At 60.5% G+C, this 17,609-nt stretch carries 16 protein-coding genes and 1 pseudogene; 6 read left to right on the forward strand and 11 right to left on the reverse strand.

Features of this window, described 5'->3' with window-relative positions; all coding sequences use genetic code 11:
- Nucleotides 1-246: 246 nt before the first annotated feature.
- Nucleotides 247-1,146, forward strand: a complete 900-nt coding sequence (locus tag AS136_RS15730) for a helix-turn-helix domain-containing protein (RefSeq protein WP_012541794.1) — start codon at nucleotides 247-249, stop codon at nucleotides 1,144-1,146.
- 48 nt (nucleotides 1,147-1,194) lie between these two features.
- On the opposite strand, the gene AS136_RS15735 is transcribed toward AS136_RS15730, so the two are convergent.
- From AS136_RS15735 to ltnD, 5 genes are read right to left on the reverse strand one after another with little or no spacing between them, the layout of a single operon-like run.
- Nucleotides 1,195-2,559: a GntP family transporter gene (locus AS136_RS15735; RefSeq protein ID WP_008804987.1), complete on the reverse strand. Its 1,365-nt coding sequence runs from the start codon at nucleotides 2,557-2,559 to the stop codon at nucleotides 1,195-1,197.
- Between the two features lie 57 nt (nucleotides 2,560-2,616).
- Entirely contained in the window at nucleotides 2,617-3,399 is a 783-nt protein-coding gene (locus tag AS136_RS15740; RefSeq protein ID WP_022065599.1) for an HPr family phosphocarrier protein, read from the reverse strand.
- Nucleotides 3,400-3,403: 4 nt separating this feature from the next.
- Nucleotides 3,404-4,024 (reverse strand): 3-oxo-tetronate 4-phosphate decarboxylase, encoded by a 621-nt coding sequence (gene otnC, locus AS136_RS15745; protein ID WP_012541792.1) that lies wholly within the window; start codon nucleotides 4,022-4,024, stop codon nucleotides 3,404-3,406.
- Nucleotides 4,017-5,282, reverse strand: coding sequence for a 3-oxo-tetronate kinase (otnK, locus tag AS136_RS15750; protein WP_063266838.1), 1,266 nt, complete (start codon nucleotides 5,280-5,282; stop codon nucleotides 4,017-4,019). Before otnK ends, otnC begins: the two co-directional genes overlap by 8 nt.
- 11 nt (nucleotides 5,283-5,293) lie before the next feature.
- Nucleotides 5,294-6,196 carry an L-threonate dehydrogenase gene (ltnD, locus tag AS136_RS15755; protein WP_008804983.1) on the reverse strand — a complete coding sequence of 301 codons (903 nt, stop codon included), beginning with the start codon at nucleotides 6,194-6,196 and terminating at the stop codon, nucleotides 5,294-5,296.
- Between the two features lie 260 nt (nucleotides 6,197-6,456).
- Here ltnD and AS136_RS15760 point away from each other — a divergent pair, with 260 nt between their 5' ends.
- Nucleotides 6,457-7,218, forward strand: coding sequence for a DeoR/GlpR family DNA-binding transcription regulator (locus AS136_RS15760; protein ID WP_008804982.1), 762 nt, complete (start codon nucleotides 6,457-6,459; stop codon nucleotides 7,216-7,218).
- Between the two features lie 17 nt (nucleotides 7,219-7,235).
- Here AS136_RS15760 and AS136_RS15765 read toward each other — a convergent pair whose 3' ends face one another.
- Complete coding sequence (locus AS136_RS15765) at nucleotides 7,236-8,096, reverse strand: class A beta-lactamase LEN-25 (protein ID WP_063266839.1); 861 nt, start codon at nucleotides 8,094-8,096, stop codon at nucleotides 7,236-7,238.
- A gap of 294 nt (nucleotides 8,097-8,390) precedes the next feature.
- Here AS136_RS15765 and AS136_RS15770 point away from each other — a divergent pair, with 294 nt between their 5' ends.
- A complete protein-coding gene (locus AS136_RS15770) occupies nucleotides 8,391-8,651 on the forward strand; it encodes a hypothetical protein (protein WP_008804980.1) in 261 nt (86 codons plus the stop codon).
- Nucleotides 8,652-8,737: 86 nt separating this feature from the next.
- The gene (locus tag AS136_RS15775; protein WP_023297578.1) at nucleotides 8,738-9,826 is read left to right on the forward strand and encodes an AAA family ATPase; all 1,089 of its coding nucleotides are present in this window, start codon (nucleotides 8,738-8,740) and stop codon (nucleotides 9,824-9,826) included.
- Between the two features lie 30 nt (nucleotides 9,827-9,856).
- On the opposite strand, the gene AS136_RS15780 is transcribed toward AS136_RS15775, so the two are convergent.
- Nucleotides 9,857-11,122, reverse strand: coding sequence for an MFS transporter (locus AS136_RS15780; RefSeq protein WP_008804978.1), 1,266 nt, complete (start codon nucleotides 11,120-11,122; stop codon nucleotides 9,857-9,859).
- Between the two features lie 54 nt (nucleotides 11,123-11,176).
- The gene (locus AS136_RS15785; RefSeq protein WP_063266840.1) at nucleotides 11,177-14,284 is read right to left on the reverse strand and encodes a beta-galactosidase; all 3,108 of its coding nucleotides are present in this window, start codon (nucleotides 14,282-14,284) and stop codon (nucleotides 11,177-11,179) included.
- A 196-nt stretch (nucleotides 14,285-14,480) separates the two neighbouring features.
- Here AS136_RS15785 and AS136_RS15790 point away from each other — a divergent pair, with 196 nt between their 5' ends.
- A complete protein-coding gene (locus tag AS136_RS15790; protein WP_039103364.1) occupies nucleotides 14,481-15,545 on the forward strand; it encodes a LacI family DNA-binding transcriptional regulator in 1,065 nt (354 codons plus the stop codon).
- Nucleotides 15,546-15,552: 7 nt separating this feature from the next.
- Here the strand turns inward: AS136_RS15790 and AS136_RS29270 are convergent.
- A pseudogene (locus tag AS136_RS29270) lies at nucleotides 15,553-15,746 on the reverse strand (hypothetical protein); the annotation flags it as partial.
- Between the two features lie 64 nt (nucleotides 15,747-15,810).
- On the opposite strand from AS136_RS29270, the gene AS136_RS15795 reads away from it, so the two are divergent.
- Nucleotides 15,811-16,251 carry a GNAT family N-acetyltransferase gene (locus AS136_RS15795; RefSeq protein WP_016160986.1) on the forward strand — a complete coding sequence of 147 codons (441 nt, stop codon included), beginning with the start codon at nucleotides 15,811-15,813 and terminating at the stop codon, nucleotides 16,249-16,251.
- A 52-nt stretch (nucleotides 16,252-16,303) separates the two neighbouring features.
- On the opposite strand, the gene AS136_RS15800 is transcribed toward AS136_RS15795, so the two are convergent.
- The gene (locus tag AS136_RS15800) at nucleotides 16,304-16,519 is read right to left on the reverse strand and encodes a DUF4177 domain-containing protein (protein WP_004205985.1); all 216 of its coding nucleotides are present in this window, start codon (nucleotides 16,517-16,519) and stop codon (nucleotides 16,304-16,306) included.
- Nucleotides 16,488-17,585 (reverse strand): transcriptional regulator FtrA, encoded by a 1,098-nt coding sequence (ftrA, locus tag AS136_RS15805; RefSeq protein WP_050887883.1) that lies wholly within the window; start codon nucleotides 17,583-17,585, stop codon nucleotides 16,488-16,490. The genes AS136_RS15800 and ftrA overlap by 32 nt, the downstream gene beginning before the upstream one ends.
- Nucleotides 17,586-17,609: the final 24 nt, after the last annotated feature.

Consider the following 17,609-nt stretch of genomic DNA (forward strand, 5'->3'; position numbering starts at 1 on the left):
ATGGCAATGCGCCGAATATTTTTAGACGAGATAATCTAAGGGATGTTTAATATTCGCTGGAGAAAGTGGGATAACGGCAGATGAGCATACGAAAGTTCCTAATAAACAAAACGTTAAGCATATGTCTGTTAGGGTTTTTCACTGATAATTATTTTTTATTTTTGCCGTGCATAAAAAGCTTAGTGCTGTCCGCCACCTGTTGTTAAAATTAGAGGAGGAGAAGACTACAGGAAGTATGCGGTATCTATGAAGCAGATGCTCTATTTAAAAATGCTGGCGTGGCTGGAAGATAATATCTACTGTAACCCGTCTATCGATGACCTGGCGCAGTATATGGGGTATTCGCGGCGGTTTGTCTATGAGGTGTTTTATCAGTATGGTCAGTTACCCATCGGGCAGTATATCCGGCTGCGGCGGTTGACCATCGCGGCGGTGAGTCTGCGATTAACACGGCAACCGATCGCCGCCATTGCCTGGCAGTTAAGCTATGACTCGCCGCAGACTTTTTCCCGGGAGTTTAAGAAGCGCTTCTCGCTCTCGCCGCGGGAATACCGTTGCGCCGTGCACTGGGACACGGCTTTGCTGTTAAAGAAATTCGACCCGGAGGGTGAGAGCCTGCCTCAGGCCCGTTTCTGTTCACTGCCCGAGAGGGTCTATCGTGGCTCTCCAATGAAGTATGAGCTGCGCCTGTCGGATATGGTATTGCAAAGCACGTCGAAGACGGCTGTCAGACAAAAGGTTGACCGTTTTTTTACCGCCGGCGGTGGCCGTCTCTCTGTGTTATCCGATTATTATGCGGCGAGAAACAATGAGCTTAACGTCGAGGTTAACGCTTTTGTCGGTTGTCATCGGGAGCGAGGGGCGCTGCCCGCGCTGACGACGAACAGCACGTTGACGACAAGGCCTGGGCTGTATGTTGGCGTTGAATTCTATGGCAGTTGGGCGCGTTACGCCCGTTTATCCAGCGATCTGTATATGGAGTTGCTGCCAGCGCTGGGAGCAAGCCGCCGGGAGGGAGTCGACATTGAATGCTTTCTCGAGCGTCATACGGAAGGTGGGCCAGCGGCGGAAAGGCGCTATCGCGTACGCTATTTTATTCCGGTGACGCTGTCTGGTGAGGTGACAGCGCGGCCAGCGCCCGGCTAACTGACAGATGACAAATAAAGGTGGCCCGGTGGCCACCTTTCACGAATATCACAACACAAACCACAGCAGCCAGGTGATCAGAAAGCCCGTCACCCCCATGATGGTCGTCAATACGGTCCAGGTTTTTAACCCGTCCGGCACTGAGAGCCCGAGATAGCGCGTGACGACCCAGAACCCGGCATCGTTGACGTGCGATAACCCGAGCGAGCCGAAGCAAGTCGCCAGCGTTACCAGCACCAGCTGAATCGGATCCAGCCCGATGACCGCCTGAGACAGCAGACCGGAGGTGGTGAGGATCGCCACGGTGGCCGATCCCTGCGAGGCCCGGAGTACCAGCGAGAGCAGGAAGGCGGCGGGCATCAGCGGCAGATGAATTGTCTCCAGCGCCTCGGCTAAGGCATTGCCGATGCCGGAGGCGACCAGTACGCCGCCAAAGGCGCCGCCGGCGCCGGCGACGAGGATCACGTCCGCCGACGAGGGGATCGCGCTGCCGGTGACTTCGCCCAGCTTTTTCAGGCTCATCCGCCGACGGATGCCCAGCGTCCAGCTGGCCAGGCCCAGGGAGATCAACAGGGCGACCGGTGGAGTACCAATGACGGTCATCAGCTGGCGAACCGCGTTTTCCGGCAGCAGCAGTGCCTGACACAGCGTCCCGGAAACAATCAGCATAATGGGCACCACGATCAGTCCACCGATAACCAGCGCATTCGGCGGCGGCAGACGGGTCTGCTGCGCGTTAACCGAGAGGTCCGGCACTTCAGCTGTTTGCTGCTGTTCCAGCACGTTAATCGACAGATGATAATGGCGCCGATTGATAAACCGGGCGACAAAATAACCCACGATACCAACGACTATCGATACTCCAATCCCCGCCAGCATCAGCCAGCCCACATCGCTATGCAGAATGCCTGCCGCGGCCGCTGCGCCAGGATGGGTGGGCAGCGCGACGTGCACGGTTAACATCACTCCTGCCATCGGCAGGCCAAACTTCAGCGGCGACACGTGGGCGACTTTGCTGAAGCCGTAAATTAACGGAATGATGATGATAAAGCCGACTTCAAAAAAGACCGGCGTGCCGAGAATAAAAGCCACGATGGTTAAGGCGGCAATGGTCCGTTTTGCGCCCAGTACGCCGGTCAACGTTTTCGCCAGCGATTCGGCGCCGCCGGACATTTCAATCAGCACCCCCAGCATTGAGCCCAGAATAATAATGCTGGCGATGTGACCAAGCAGGCCGCCCATGCCTTTTTCAATGGTGGTAATAATTTTATCTGCCGGAATACCGGTGGCGAATGCCACCAGCAGGCTGACGATCAGGAGCGCCACAAAAGGATGCGCTTTCGCTTTGATCACCAACAGGAGCAACAGCACTACGCTGGCTAACGCAATAAGTAACAGCGCCGATGTCGACATAGGTTTGCCTCGGGTATTAACAGGTGTACAGAGAGTTATTTTTTTAGAAAACGGCGTTTATTTTTTCCGGTAGGGCGAGAACCACCCCAGCCCGGAAAGCGTGTCTGCTCGGGGGATATATTCGCAGCCGATCCAGCCGTCATAACCGGTTTTATCCAGTAGCGCATAGAGCCACGGATAGTTTATTTCGCCCTCATCCGGTTCATGACGGTCGGGCAGGGAGGCAATCTGAATATGGCGATACTGGCCGGCATATTCGGTAATGAGATGGCTTAAATTGCCGTCCACCTTCTGCGCGTGAAACAGATCTAACTGCACCGCGACGTTCGGCCTGTCGACCCGTTTCACCATCTCCAGCGTTTGATATTGGCTGTGGTAGAGATAGCCCGGTTTGGTCTGGGGATTCAGCGCTTCGATGAGTATCCGCTTGTCGTGGCGGGCAAAGCACTCCGCCGCGTAGCGCAGATTATCGATAAGCACGGCCTCGCAGGCTGCGCGATCCATCCCCGGCTGTACCACGCCGGCCATGATATGCACCTGCGGGCAATCCAGCTGGCAGGCATACTCCAGCGCCAGCTGGATCTGCTGGCGGGCCTCGGCGCTTCTGCCTGGCACCGCGGCGAGCCCCCATTCTCCGGCGTTGACGTCGCCGGGTGGGGTATTGAACAGCACCAGCTGCAGCTGGTTCTCCTGCAGGCGCTGTTTAATTTCTCCGGCCTCATACTCATAGGGAAACAGAAACTCCACGGCTTCAAAACCCGCGCGGGCAGCGGCGGCGAACCGGTCCAGGAACGGCAGTTCGGTAAACAGCATGGTTAAATTAGCAGCAAATTTTGGCATGGTTTTATCTCAGTTCATCCACTTCGTCAGTGGTCAGGTAGCGGATCTCACGGTTGCCGAGGGTAAATATCAGCCGCGCGGTCTCTTCCAGCTCTTCGGTATTGTTGGTGGCTTCGCGCAGCGATGAGCCGGTGACCACCGGACCGTGGTTGGCCAGTAAAAAGGCGTTATAGCGCGGCGCCAGTCCGGCCAGTGCCTGGGCAATACGGTCATCGCCCGGCCGGTAGTAGGGAACCACCGGGACGTCGCCGACACGCATCACCACATAGGGGGTAAAGGGACGAATACAGTTGTGCGGATCGAGCCCCTGCAGGCAGGAGAGCGCGGTCAGATAGTGGCTGTGCAAGTGGACGATCGCCTTACAGGCCGGGTTGTGCAAATAGACCGCCCGGTGAAAAGTGACCTCTTTCGACGGTTTGTCGCCGGAGATCCATTCACCTTGCAGCGTCACCACCGACAACCGCTGCGCCTGCAGTTCGCCGAGGCAGGAGCCGGTCGGCGTCGCCAGCAGGTTGCCGTCCGGCAGCAGCAGCGACAGATTGCCGGCGGAGCCGGTGGCATAGCCGCGGCTAAACAACGAGGCGCCAATCTGCACCATTTCATCTCGCAGCTGTTGCTCAGTCATGACGAAACTCCTGCTGGGCACGGGCAAAGAAGTGGATATCACCGAAGTTACCTGACTTCAGCGCCAGGGAGAGCGGCTGGCGGGTGTCACGCACCCAGGGCACGCCGGGGGAGATGGTCGGCCCAATATGGAACGCCTCGACCCCCAGCGTCTGCGCCACAATGCTCGATGTTTCCCCTCCGGCCACAATAAACCGGGTAAATCCTTTCGCCTTCAGGGCGGCGGCAAGGGCGGCAAACAGCTGTTCCACCCGTTCGCTGCTGGCCTTGTCGCCATACTGCGCCTGGATCCGCTGCAGCGTTTGCGGCTCGGTGGTGGCATAGATCATCGGCGCCAGCGGGGCATCGCGCTGCGCGTCCACCCAGTCTGTCAGCGTCGTGACATAGCTCTCCAGATCGGTAAAGCAGGCGCTTAAGTCGACGGCGCGGGCGGGGGCCTGTTCACGATAGGCCGCCACCTGGCTGTTGGTCATCACCGAGCAGGAGCCCGAGAGCACCACCGCCGGGCCGGCCAGCGGCATGCCCGCCTGAGCGCTTTCACCCCGGGCGCCATGGCGCTGTGCCCAGTCGCGGGCGAGGCCGATGGCGAGACCGGAACCGCCGGAGACCAGCTTCATCTCTCGCAGCGCCACGCCCTGGGTGAGCAAATCCTGTTCACTGAGGGCGTCGAGCACCACATAGCGCACCGCCGGATCGCTGATTGTCGCCAGCGCGGTGGCGACCGCCTCCGGCCCCCGGGCGACAATCGGCCAGGCAATCAGCGCGGCTTTTCCGCGCCCCTGGCGCTCAATTAAGCGGCCCAGGTGCGCATCCTCCATCGGCGTCACCGGATGGTGGCGCATCCCGGACTCATTCAGCAGTTGCTCGCCGACAAACAGATACCCCTGATAGACCGTGCGGCCGTTCACCGGCAGCGCCGGGGAAATCACCGTCCGCGTCTCACCCAGCTCGGCCAGCAGGGCGTCCAGCACCGGGCCAATGTTGCCCTGCGCGGTGCTGTCGAACGTGGAACAGTACTTGAAGTAGAATTGCTGACAGCCCTGGGCCTGCAGCCAGCGCAGGGCGGCCAGCGACTGGCTGACGGCCATTTCCACCGCGCAGGAGCGGGTTTTCAGGCTGATGACCACCGCCTCGCTGGTCAGCGGAAGATCGCGGGTCGGTACGCCATTCAGTTGCACCGTCGGCATGCCGTTGCGCACGAGAAAGCTGGCGATATCCGTGGCGCCGGTGAAGTCATCGGCAATGACACCAAGCTGCATGTTATCTCTCCTCACTGTTTGTGGCCCGGCAGGGTGATGCCGTTGAAAATCTTGATCACCGCGCTGTCATCTTCCCGGCCGAATCCGGCATTGCTGGCGGAGGTGAACATATTTAGCGCGGTGGTGGCGAGCGGCAGCGGGAAGGTCAGCGCCCGGGCGGTGTCATTCACCAGACCGAGATCTTTGACAAAAATATCGACGGCGGATTTTGGCGAGTAATCGCCATCCAGGACGTGCTGCATGCGATTCTCAAACATCCAGGAATTACCCGCCGCGTGCGTCACCACGTCATACATCGTCTCCAGCGGGATCCCGGCGCGGGCGGCAAGCGCCATCGCTTCGGCGGCAACAGCGATATGCACCCCAGCCAGCAGCTGATGAATAATCTTTACCGTCGAGCCAAGGCCGATGTCGCTGCCGATGCGGTAGACTTTGCCGGCCACGGCGTCCAGTACCGGCGCGAGGCGGGCAAAGGCGGCATCGCTTCCGGAGGCCATCACCGTCATGTCGCCAGCGGCCGCTTTCACTGCGCCGCCCGATACCGGCGCGTCAAGCATCAATAGCTGGTATTCCGCCAGCGCCACGGCTATCGCCTGGGCATCGGCGGAGGCGATGGTGGACGACACCATCACGACGGTGCCGGGCTTCAGATGGGCGGCGAGGCCGGTTTCGCCGAACAGGATCCCCCGCACCTGGGCGGCATTGACCACCAGCAAGACGACCGCATCCAGGTCAGCGGCGAAAGGCACCGCGCTGGGGCCCGCGCCTTTGGCGCCCGCCGCCAGCAGTGCGCGACAGTTGTCGGGGTTGATGTCAACGCCCCAGGTGTTCAGGCCCGCCTGCAGGCAGGCGCGGGCGGCGCCCATGCCCATTGAACCCAGTCCAATCACGCAGACGTTAGTGTGTGCAGCCATGATGGTCTCCTTGTGAATATTCGTTAATTAATGTGATTTAATGATAGAATAAAGCGTTATCATGTGAATTTATGTGAGAGCTATCACGAATAACCTACATGAATATAAAAAATTCACAGGCGGAAAGAGGCTGCACAACGGCGATTCTTGCCCTAAAATAGCGTAAAAACAGCGGCAAAGCGCGATAACAACACAGGGTGTCGCCAGGTCCGCAGCCCGAGTGGTGACGCCTGGTGTGAAAAAATGGTAAGGGGAGAGCGGTGATTCCAATAGAACGACATCAGCGTATTTTAGCCCTGGTGGAGCAGCGTGGGGCGGTAAGCATCAATGAGCTGACGGAGATCCTCGGCGTGTCCCATATGACCATCCGTCGGGACGTCAGTAAACTGGAAGAACAGGGGCTGCTGGTCAGCGTCTCAGGCGGCGTGCGCGCCGTCAGCCGGCTGGCCACGGAACCCAGTCATCTGGTGAAAAGCACGCTGCAGAGCGAGGAGAAACAGGCGATTGGCGCGCTGGCGGCGAGTCACATCGCCAAAAACAGCTGTATCTATCTCGATGCCGGGACCACTACCCTGGCGCTGGCGCGGGCGATCCTCGACCGGGATGATCTGCAGGTGGTGACCAATGATTTTGAGATAACCCAACTGCTGATCGATGCCAGCCAGTGCGGCGTGATCCACACCGGCGGCACGCTGTGCCGGGAGAATCGCTCCTGCGTGGGCGAATCGGCGGCGCGAACGTTACGCCACCTGGCTATCGATACGGCCTTTATCTCCGCCAGCGGCTGGGACAGCCGCGGTATTTTCACCCCTGATGAGAACAAGGTTACCGTCAAGGAGACCGTCAGCCAGGTCAGCGCGAGAAGCATCCTGCTGTGCGACAGTTCGAAATACAATCAGGTGGCCACCTTTATGGCGTTACCCTTGACCCGGTTCACCACTATTATTACCGATCGGCATCTGTCCGATGCCGCCGCCAGTCATATCGCCCGGCACGCCTGCGAGGTGCTGCGGGCCGGCTAACGCACGGTACCGCCGGGTTAGCGTTGCCAGTGCTCGATCAGCGCTGCGCCGATCCCGGCGATATGTTGATTACGCTCGGCCATACTCGCCGGGGTATCCCGCAGATAGAGCACCACAATGCGCTCCGGTTTGCCGTCCGGGCCGAGCAGGGCGACAATGCCGCGCGCACCCCGTTCGCCAGCCCCAGTTTTGTCGGCGATAAACCAGCCCGGCGGCAGCACGGCGCGGATCAGCGGGCCGGCAACCCGATCGTCCACCATCCACTGCAGGAGTTGCTGTTGCGAACGGGCGCTCAGATGCTGCGCGGTCAGTAGTTTGCGCAGCGTGGCGGCCATGCTGGCCGGGGTGGTGGTGTCGCGCGCGTCGCCGGGAAGCGCCTCATTCAGTGCCGTTTCCCAGCGGTCAAGACGGGTGACGTTGTCACCGATCTGGCGCAGAAAGGCAGTTAATCCCGCGGGGCCGCCGACGGTGGCCAGCAGCAGATTGCCAGCGCTGTTATCGCTCAGGGTGATGGCGGCGGCGCAGAGTTCGCCGATCGCCATCCCGTCGACAAGGTGTTTTTCGCTGACCGGGGAGTAGTCCACCAGATCCTGCTGGCGGTAGTGGATCCGCCGATCCAGTTGTTCGAGCCCGGCATCCACCCGCGCCAGCACCGCGCCGCACAGCAGCACTTTAAAGGTGCTCACCATGGGAAAGCGTTCATCGGCGCGCCAGGCGGCCAGCGTGCGGCCGCTGGCCAGATCCATTTCCACCATCCCCACGCGGCCCGACAGCTGGCTTTCGCTTTGTTTAATCTGCTCAAGCGGCTGTGGACCGGCGTCTACCGCCAGTGGCAGGGTGGCTAACAGGGAGATAACACACAGGCGAACATAACGCATAACCGCAATACTTCCTTGAGTGAGGGCCGATAAGGGCGAGCAAAGGGGCGACAAATAAGAATAACCCGGCGTTTTGCTGATTCACAATTCCTCTTTTTTCCTTCATCATTTGTCATCTTTTATTTCGAATAATCAATATTTAGCCCAGCCTCAGCACGCTATTTTTTGACTCAAGGCCGCGATGAACTATAAGAAAGTACGTAATGCCGCACTCAGGCTGGCGCCGTTTGTTGACGACAATGCCCGCCGGACTCCGCGGTTCGCCAATGATATACGCCATCCCGGGAGGAACTGGTGCACCCGATAATTAAGGTCATGCTGGTGGGAGGTAAGGCCGACGGGCTGTTGGTCAGCGTCGCCGATGACGCGACCGAGGTCTCGGTGACGCCTGCTCAGTACGGTGCCCCATCCGGGCAACCGCTGAGCTATCGTATTGTCAGTCAAACCATTGACGATGAACGCTATTATTTTGGCGTCTTCAGTGAAGCCCATCAGGATAGCGACAAGCTGACGCGGGTCGCCCTGACCCGTGGAATGAAAAAAATGTTCTGTTAAACCCTGCCCGAATGAGGGCGTGAGAGGGTATCCCTGGCGCCGCTCTGCTACTGTGGCAGCCTTCTATTTCCAGGGCAGGACCTATGATGATTCAGTACATCCGTATTCAAAACTTTCGCTCGGTCAGGGATATCGCGCTGGAGCTCGGGCCGCTGAACATTGTCTTCGGCCCCAACGGCTGCGGCAAATCCAATATTTATAACGCCATCCACCTGCTGACCGCCGCCGCTGACGGCAAGCTGTCGGGGTTTATCAGCGAAGAGGGCGGTCTGGAGAATATGATGTGGTCCGGGGAGCGTTCGCCCGTTGATCGTCATCCCCGCCGTCTGCAAATCGCCTGCCGGACCGACAGCTTCGATTATGAGCTGCAGATAGGTTTCCCGGAAAAATTGCCCTATCCGACGCAGTTCATGCTCGATCCCATCGTTAAAGAAGAGAATATCTGGCTGGCTGGCTACTCCCGCCGGCCTTCCTCCCGCATACTGCAGCGTAAGAATCAGGCGGCGTTTCTCGTCGATGTGACGGGGGAGAAAAGTACGTTCACTGAGAGCATCTATGAAAACGAGTCGGTGTTCGGTCAGCTCGGCGAACCGCATCGTTTTCCCGAGGTGTCGCGAGTGCGGGAGACCCTGCGCCGCTGGCGGTTTTACCATGAGTTCGCCATCGGCCGCCATTCGCCGCTGCGTCAGCCGGCCGTGGGATACCGTTCGCCAGTGCTCGACAGCGATGGCCATAATCTGGCGGCCGCCTTTCAGACCATTGTCGAAATTGGCGCGGAAGAGATTTTGCACGAGATCCTCGCCGACGCCTTTCCTGGCTGCCAGTTTTACTGTGAAAACGAGCAGTCACGTTTCGCCCTGAAAATGCGTCGCGAGGGGATCCGCCGCCCGCTGCTGGCGGCGGAGATGTCTGACGGTACGCTGCGCTTTCTGTGCCTCGCCGTTGCGCTGCTCAGCCCGCGCCCGCCGGCCTTTCTGGCGATCAATGAACCGGAGAACAGCCTGCATCGCGACATGTTGCCCGCGCTGGCCCGGCTGATTATCGAGGCCTCGCGCTACAGCCAGATCTGGCTGACCAGCCACTCGGCAGAGCTGGCGGAGCTGATTGCCGCCGGGGCGCCTTGTCAGCGCTATGCCCTGGAGAATCGCGGCGGGGAGACGCGGATTGTCGAGTGAATCCCGTCGTCCCTGACGGGGGCGCCGGAGTCAGGCGGGGGTCTGCGTCCCCGCTGCAGGCAGCAGATTTTTCCCGCCCCGTAAGGTAAAGAACGAGAGCAGGGTGAAGCTCAGGGTGATACACCCGAGGATCAGATAAGCCTGATGGAAGCCGACGGTGTCGTACATCCGGCCGACCCAGGCGGAAAGCACCACCCCGGAAAGCTGTTTCGACAGGTTAAAGCCGATCAGAAACAGGGTGGCCGAGAGCCGCGGGTTAAAGGCGGAGGAGATATATTTAAAGGTCCCGACCAGCAGGAAGGGGATCTCAAACATATGCAGCATCTTGAGGATCACCACCTCCACCGCCGATGAGGCAAAAGACGACCCGAGAATACGCACCGACATGATCATCCCCGCGGTCAGCAGGGCGTTTTTGGCGCCGATGCGGTTAACGATGGCCGGGGCGCAGAACATAATTAGCGCGTTGAGCAGCTCGCCGCCGGTGGTAACAAAGCCAAACACTTCGGTCCCGCGCTGCGGGCTGGCGAAAAAGCTTTTGAAAAAGTTGGCGAACTGCTGGTCAAACACGTCATAGACGCTGGCGACGCCGATCACATAGACGATAAAGCCCCAGAAGCGCGGCATACGCAGCAGCTCTGCCGCCGTGCGCAGCGAAAAGGCCTGGCGATTGGCGCCCAGCGCCTCGATAACCTCGGCGCTGTTGCTGCTTTCCGGTCGCGACAGCCAGAGCAGCAGACCGAGCACCAGCGCAAAACCGGAGGCGATCCAGAAGGTGATGTTGGGATCGATGCCGAACAGCACGCCGGTTATCGAGGCGCACAGCGCCCAGCCGACGCAGCCTGCGACCCGCACTTTGCCATATTCAAAGCGGTTGGCCCGGCTGACGCGCTCGATATAGGCTTCCACCGCCCCGGAGCCGCTGGAGAAAACAATCCCCAGATAGATCCCGCCCGCCAGCGCCCCGGCGATAATATTCATTTGCAGCAGCGGTGAAAAAACGAAAATAAAGAACGGTGCGAACAGAATTAACAGCACCGTAATAGTCCACAGCAGATGTTTGCGCAGGCCGAGCTTATCCGACATCAGGCCAAACACCGGCTGAAAAATAATGGCGAATAACGAAATAGACGAGAAAACGATCCCGGTTTCCGTTTTGGTTAAATGGTTAACGTCCGCCAGCCACACCGGAAAAAACGGAAAGTAGGCCGACATAATGAAATAGTAAAAGAAAAAGAACAGCAGGAAATAGACAAAATTATGCCGTTCTCGTGGCGCCAGTTCAGAGAATTTCATCACCATGATCCCTTGTTATTCTGTTTGTAGGGTGGGGGCTGTCGCCCCCACGGATTAAAGGCAACGCAAAGAGACCTCGTACTGCCAGCGCGTTTGGCTCAGGAGCCACTGCGGTAGCACGCTGGGGGTCCAGGAGTCATCGCCGCCCACCCCCATATGCAGGCCGTCGAGGGTGATCCACACGCCGTCTTCGGCCTGCATCTTGTGCCAGTGGTCGGTCTCCATCAGCTGACGGGTACTCCACGGCTGAACGGAGAAGTGGAAATGACCGCTGACGTGCCAGCGTCCCCAGTCCAGCGCCTGGGTATCACAGCGCAGGCCGTTTTCCGTCGGGAAGATGTAGGGCGTCGTCATCGCCGCCAGCGGCTGCTCCCAGCGGGCGAAGCAGGCGCTGCTCCGCCGGTCGGGGTAGTTCTCATGCGGCCCCAGCCCCAGCCAGCTCACCGGCGCCTGCTGATCCGCCACCTGGAAGTGCAGCCCGACCCGCGGCAGCGGCGGCAGGGTTTCTGCCCGTTCGCCGTCCACCGCCAGCCGCAGCGTACCGTCCGCGGTGAAGTGCATGCGCCAGTGGCTGACAATCACTACCTCTTCGCCGCGCAGATAGTGCCAGCGACAGTCGACGAGGGTTTCATTTGCCAGGCGCTGCGCATCGCACTGGACGCAGCGCGCCTCAAGATCGTACAGGCCGGCGCTTTTCCAGCGCTCCACCCAGGCGTTGGGGTCGATGCGCTCTACTTCGCTGACCCCGATGTCGTTGTCGAGCGGCGCGCGAATAAACTGGTCACGCAGGGGGGTCAACAGCTGCTCCTGACCGCCAACCGACCAGTGGCTCAGCAGACCCGTCCGGCGATCGATGGTCCAGCATTGCGAACCGGCGCGGATCTGCCAGACCTCGTCGCTGACGATAAGATCCGGAGCGCCGGCAGGCACGGTGGGCGCCGGCAGCGCCAGCGGGGCGGGCAGGGGAAACTGTTGCCAGGCGACGCGGTGTTCCGCTTCTGACCAGGCGGTCGCCCGGGGCTGGGTCACCTCCAGCGTCAGCCACACCGCGCGGGCGCCTTCAGGCAGGATCAGGCTGTCGAGCAGCGTTATCTCGTCGCTGCCCTCAGGGGGCAGCGCCAGGGTCAGGTTGCCGTGATACAGGGTTTCACCGGCCGACTGCACCTGCCAGCGCACCACTTCGTTATCGGTTGGGCGGAACAGGTATTCGCTGGTGATGCGCACCCGCAGCGGCGCGGTCGACAGCAGCGTGAACTGAAAATACTGCTGGGCGTGCTTCGCCTCCACCAGCGACGGATGCGGCGTGCGATCGGGAAACACCAGACCATTCATACAGAACTGGCGATCGTTAGGCTTATCGCCAAAGTCGCCGCCATAGGCCCAGCCGACGCTGCCGTCGTCAAAGATTTTGCGGATCGCCTGATCGGCCCAGTCCCAGATAAACCCGCCCTGTAATCGCGGATACTCGCGGAAGGCCTGCCAGTAATCGGCGAAGTTGCCGAGGCTGTTGCCCATCGCGTGGGCATATTCGCAAAGGATCAGCGGCCGCTGCTCGCCGGGCAGGCTGATCCATTTTTTGATCCCCCATTTGGGTACCGCCGGGATCGGCTGGTCGCGTTCGACGCGGGCGTACATCGGACAGATAATATCGGTGGCGGTGGTATCCGCGCCGCCGCCCTCGTACTGCACCGGACGGCTCGGGTCGTTGCGTTTCAGCCAGTGGTACAGCGCTTCGTGGTTACCGCCGCCGCCGGACTCGTTGCCCAGCGACCAGATGATAATGCACGGATGGTTGCGGTTGCTCTGTACCATCCGGGTGACGCGGGCGCTGAAGGCTGGCAGCCACGCCGGATCGTCGGACAGCCGATTCATCGGCACCATCCCGTGGGTTTCAATATTGGCTTCATCGACCACGTACAGACCGTAGCGGTTGCAGAGTTCATACCAGCGCGGCGCGTTGGGGTAGTGCGAGCAGCGCACGGCGTTAAAGTTGTTCTGCTTCATCAACAGAATGTCCTGCACCATATCCGCCTCGGTGACCACCTGACCGCGCAAATGATGATGCTCATGGCGGTTAACGCCGCGGATCAGCAGCGGTTTGCCGTTGAGACGCAGCAGGCCATCGGCAATCTCGATGCGGCGAAAACCGATGTCCCATGCTTCGGCCTCCAGCAGTTCGTCGCCGCGCCACAGGGTGACCACGGCGCGATAACAGTTCGGGGTTTCCGCGCTCCAGTGCGCCGGCGCTGCCACCGCCAGGGAGAAATCGACCCGTTCCGCGTAGTGGCCGCGTTCATCCACCGCCGGGGTGCCTAACGGCTGCCGCCCGGCGGCGACCTGCTCCTCGCCGCGCCACAGGCTAACCCCGACGCTGAGCCCGGCAAGGGCCGCCTCTGTCGCTTCGATAGTCGCCTGGACCTGCAGATTGCCGTCGCGGTAGAGGGCGTCGAGGGCTGGCGTCAACTGCACGTCGCATAGCCGTTGCTGCGGCTTATTCAGCAGCCACACCGAGCGGAAAATGCCGCTCATCCGCCACATATCCTGGTCTTCCAGCCAGCTGCCGGCGCTCCAGCGCATGACCATCACGCACAGGCGGTTGTCGCCCGGGCGCAGGAAGGGGCTGAGATCGAACGCTGCCGGCAGGCGACTGTCCTGCGAATAGCCGACCCAGACGCCATTGCACCACAGATGAAACGCCGAGTTGACGCCATCGAAAATAATCTGCGTCTGTCCATCCGCTCGCCAGGCTTCTTCGATCTCAACGTGCAGGGAATAACAGCCGGTCGGGTTATCCTCCGGTACCCGCGGTGGCGTGGTATCGATGGGATAGCGGACGTTGGTGTAGATCGGCGCGTCATAGCCCTCCATCTGCCAGTTGGAAGGCACTGGCGTGCTGCGGCTGTCCGGCAGGTCCTGCGTCAGCCACTGCGCATCGACGGCAAACGGGCTGCGGGCGTAAGCGAACTGCCACTCGCCGTCCAGCTGACGACGGCGTGTGGAGGGATGGTTATCCCGGGCGGCAAGCTCATCGCGCCAGCTGGCGAAAGCGGGATGCGCCGGCAGGCGGTTAAGGTGGGTAATGGTCTGGTTCTGCCAGTCTTCACGGGCGAGGACGGCGTTAAAGTCGGGCGCGTGGCTGTGGCCGGTATCGCTAATTTGCATTTTAATCCCCGGTAAGTCAGAAAATGTCGTTCGCTAAACATGATGATTAACGTTATCGGGTAATTTGTTTTTTCCAGCAATCACGCTGGAAATGAAATGAACAGACGATCACGAAAGCGGGGGCAAAACGCTGTTTTTTGTCGTGCGTTAAACATAAAATGTTAGCGCACGACATTGTTATCGCTGAGGAGAAAAGATGCCGCGTCGTACCGCAACCCTTGAGGACGTCGCCCGCGCGGCGGGTGTCTCCCAACAGACCGTCTCCCGGGTGCTGAACCGTCCTGAGGTGGTGTCAGCCCGCACCCGGGAGCAGGTGATCCGCGCGATGCAGACGCTACACTACGTGCCTAACCGCTCGGCGCAGTTGCTTGCCGGCAAGGCAGCGCCCTCCATCGGGCTGATTACCGCCTCGCTGACGCTGCATGCCCCCTCGCAGATCGCCGCCGCGATAAAAAGCCATGCCAGCCTGCATCAGCTGGAAGTGGCGATAGCGATGCCGGCGCAGGCCGATTTTGTCGCGCTGCAGGCGCGGCTGGATGAGCTGCGCGCCCAGCATATTCGCGGGGTGATCGTCAGTCTGCCCCTGGAGAGCGCCACCGCCGAGCGGCTGGTGCAAGAGAACCCGGATATGGCCTGCCTGTTTCTTGACGTCTCCCCGGAGGCCGATGTCTGCTGCGTGCGCTTCGACCACCGCGACGGCTGCGGAGCCTGCGTACGCCACCTGTGGGAGCTGGGGCATCGCGAATTCGGCCTGCTGGCGGGGCCGGAAAGTTCGGTTTCCGCCCGTCTGCGCCTCGCCAGCTGGCGCGAGGCGCTGCACAGTCTGAATATCGCTCGCTCAACAACGGTGTTCGGCGACTGGAGCGCCGCCAGCGGCTGGCAAAAAACGTTCGAGCTGCTGCATCTGCAGCCGCGGATCAGCGCGATTGTGGTGGCGAACGATCAAATGGCGCTCGGCGTGCTCAGCGCGCTCGCCCAGCTTAATCGCAGCGGTAGCCAGGCGGTATCGGTGACCGGCTATGACGACACCGCCGACAGTCTCTACTTCCAGCCGCCGCTCACCACGGTGGCGCAGGACTTCGATCTGCTGGGCAAGCGGGCGGTGGAACGGCTGATCGCCCTGATGGCGGCCCCGCAGCTGCGGATCCGCGAACTGCTGCCGACCCGGCTTATTGTGCGCCAGTCGGCCTGGCCCGCCGCCGTCGCGGAGGATCAGCAGCAGACCCTCGCGCAACTGAAAGCGCTGGTGGAAAAACTTTAGCGCAGGCCGTTGAGGCTTTATTGAGGTTGACTCTGTTAACCTCGTCATCAAACGTAGAGAGGTCAGGATTATCTGTCTGCGAAAAATGCAAAACACAATCTATCCATGCAAGCATTGATTTACCGCCAGTCATATGGCGGTTTTTTTTTGCCGTCGCCCGCCTCTACCGTTTTCTTCCGTTCGCCTTTCCGCCTGGCATATCCTGCCGCGGCATGCTAGATCTTGCTTCCGGGGCTCCATCCGGGAGACGACGGGAGGCAAGGGTATGATGGTGATAGAGGGTAAAGAGGCGATCGCGCGGGTGGACTGGCAGCGGGTGCGAACCATTATCGCCGAGGCCGGATTGAATGAGCGCGATGTTCAGCAACTGGAGCAGGCGTTCCGCCAGAGCACCTTCTGCTGGTTTGGCTATGAGAACGGCCAGCTGATTGCCGTGGCGCGAGCCATCAGCGACTGTACCTGGAGCAGCTATCTGGCGGATGTGGCGATCGTCCCCGAACGTCAGGGGCAGGGTTACGGACAACAGTTGATGCTGGCCATCCGGGAGCAGTTGCTTCCCTTTGGCAAAATTTTTATCTATGCGGTCGCCGATAAAATTACGTTTTATCAGCGCTTTGGTTTTGCCATGCTGACCACCGGCATGGTCTGCGCCAGCGAGGAGGGCATGCAGAAAATGCAGGAGCAGGGCTATATCCGTCGGCCCTGAAAGCAGGCGCTTAGAAACGCCTGGCTTAAACGTGTAAACCAGGCGCAGGCTGTCAGAGGGGGCGTTCGAGCACGAAAAGATACGCTTCCCGCGACCAGAACAGGGCGGTGCGGCGGCGCTCCACCGACATGGTTTTCACTTCCCATCCTTCACGGGTATAGCTGCTGAGAAACTGGCTCATCTTGTCAGGGTCCGCCTTGGCTTCGCCAAAAAACAGGCTGCCCAGCAGCCCCTCTTTATAGATCACTACCCGACACTCTTTCTTCATCATCGACCCTCCTGGCGACCCGTTTACTGTGGCCGTCTATTGTCCGTTGCCGCGACGATTTTGCAATCGGAGAAGTAGCAAACTGTTTCCGGTACTGCAGCGGACTGAGCGCGAAGTGCTGGCGAAAATGGTGACGCAGGGTGCCGGCGCTGGCAAACCCGCAGCGCTCAGCGATCTGATCGATGGACATCGTGCTCTCCGTCAGGTGCTGGCGGGCGCGCAGCAGCCGCTCGTCCAGCAGCCAGCGGGCGGGTGTTTTACCGGTGGCCTCCTCAAAGCGGCGCAGGAAAGTGCGTGGTCCCATGCCGGCGCGCTGGGCGAGGGAAGCGACGGTATGGCTGGCGGCAAGATGCTGGTGCAGATAGTCAAACAGCTGCCCAAGGCGCTGGCTCTCCCGGCTGCGGGCTACCGGGCGCAGGACCTGCTGCGCCTGACCGCCGTCGCGATGGGGAGAGACTACCAGGCGGCGGGCGACGACGTTGGCGGCTTCGCTGCCGAAATCCTCGCGCACCAGATGCAGACAAAGGTCGATCCCCGCCGCGCTGCCGGCGGAAGTCATCAGCAAAGCATCGCCCACGTAAAGGACGTCCTCCACCACCTGGATCTGCGGGAAACGCGACTGCAGCGCCGCGGTGTAGCGCCAGTGGGTCGTTGCCTGGCGGTCATTGAGCAGCCCGGCGGCGGCGAGAACGAACACCCCGGAACAGATGGAAATAATCCGGCATCCGCGGGCGTGGGCGGCAACGAGGGCGGCGCACAGCGCCTCGGGGACCGGGGCGTCGACACCGCGCCAGCCGGGGACCACAATCGTATCCGCCTGGGCGAGAAGTTCAGGCCCGCCGTCAGTCATCAGGCGGATGCCGCCGGTAGCGCACAGCGGCCCTTCATCGACGGCGGCGACGGCAAAGTGGTACCAGTTGTCACCCATTTCCGGGCGCGGCAGGCCGAAGATCTCCACGGCTACGCCAAACTCAAAGGTGCACAGGCCATCGTAGGCGAGGGCGACCACCTGATGACGTGACGGTGTCACAGAAGGGGTTGTCAGGATGTTAGCGTTTTCTGTCATGGTTGTCGGCAGATCAGGGTGATG

This window comes from Klebsiella sp. D5A, assembly GCF_001620885.1.
Classification (GTDB): Bacteria; Pseudomonadota; Gammaproteobacteria; order Enterobacterales; family Enterobacteriaceae; genus Klebsiella; species Klebsiella variicola.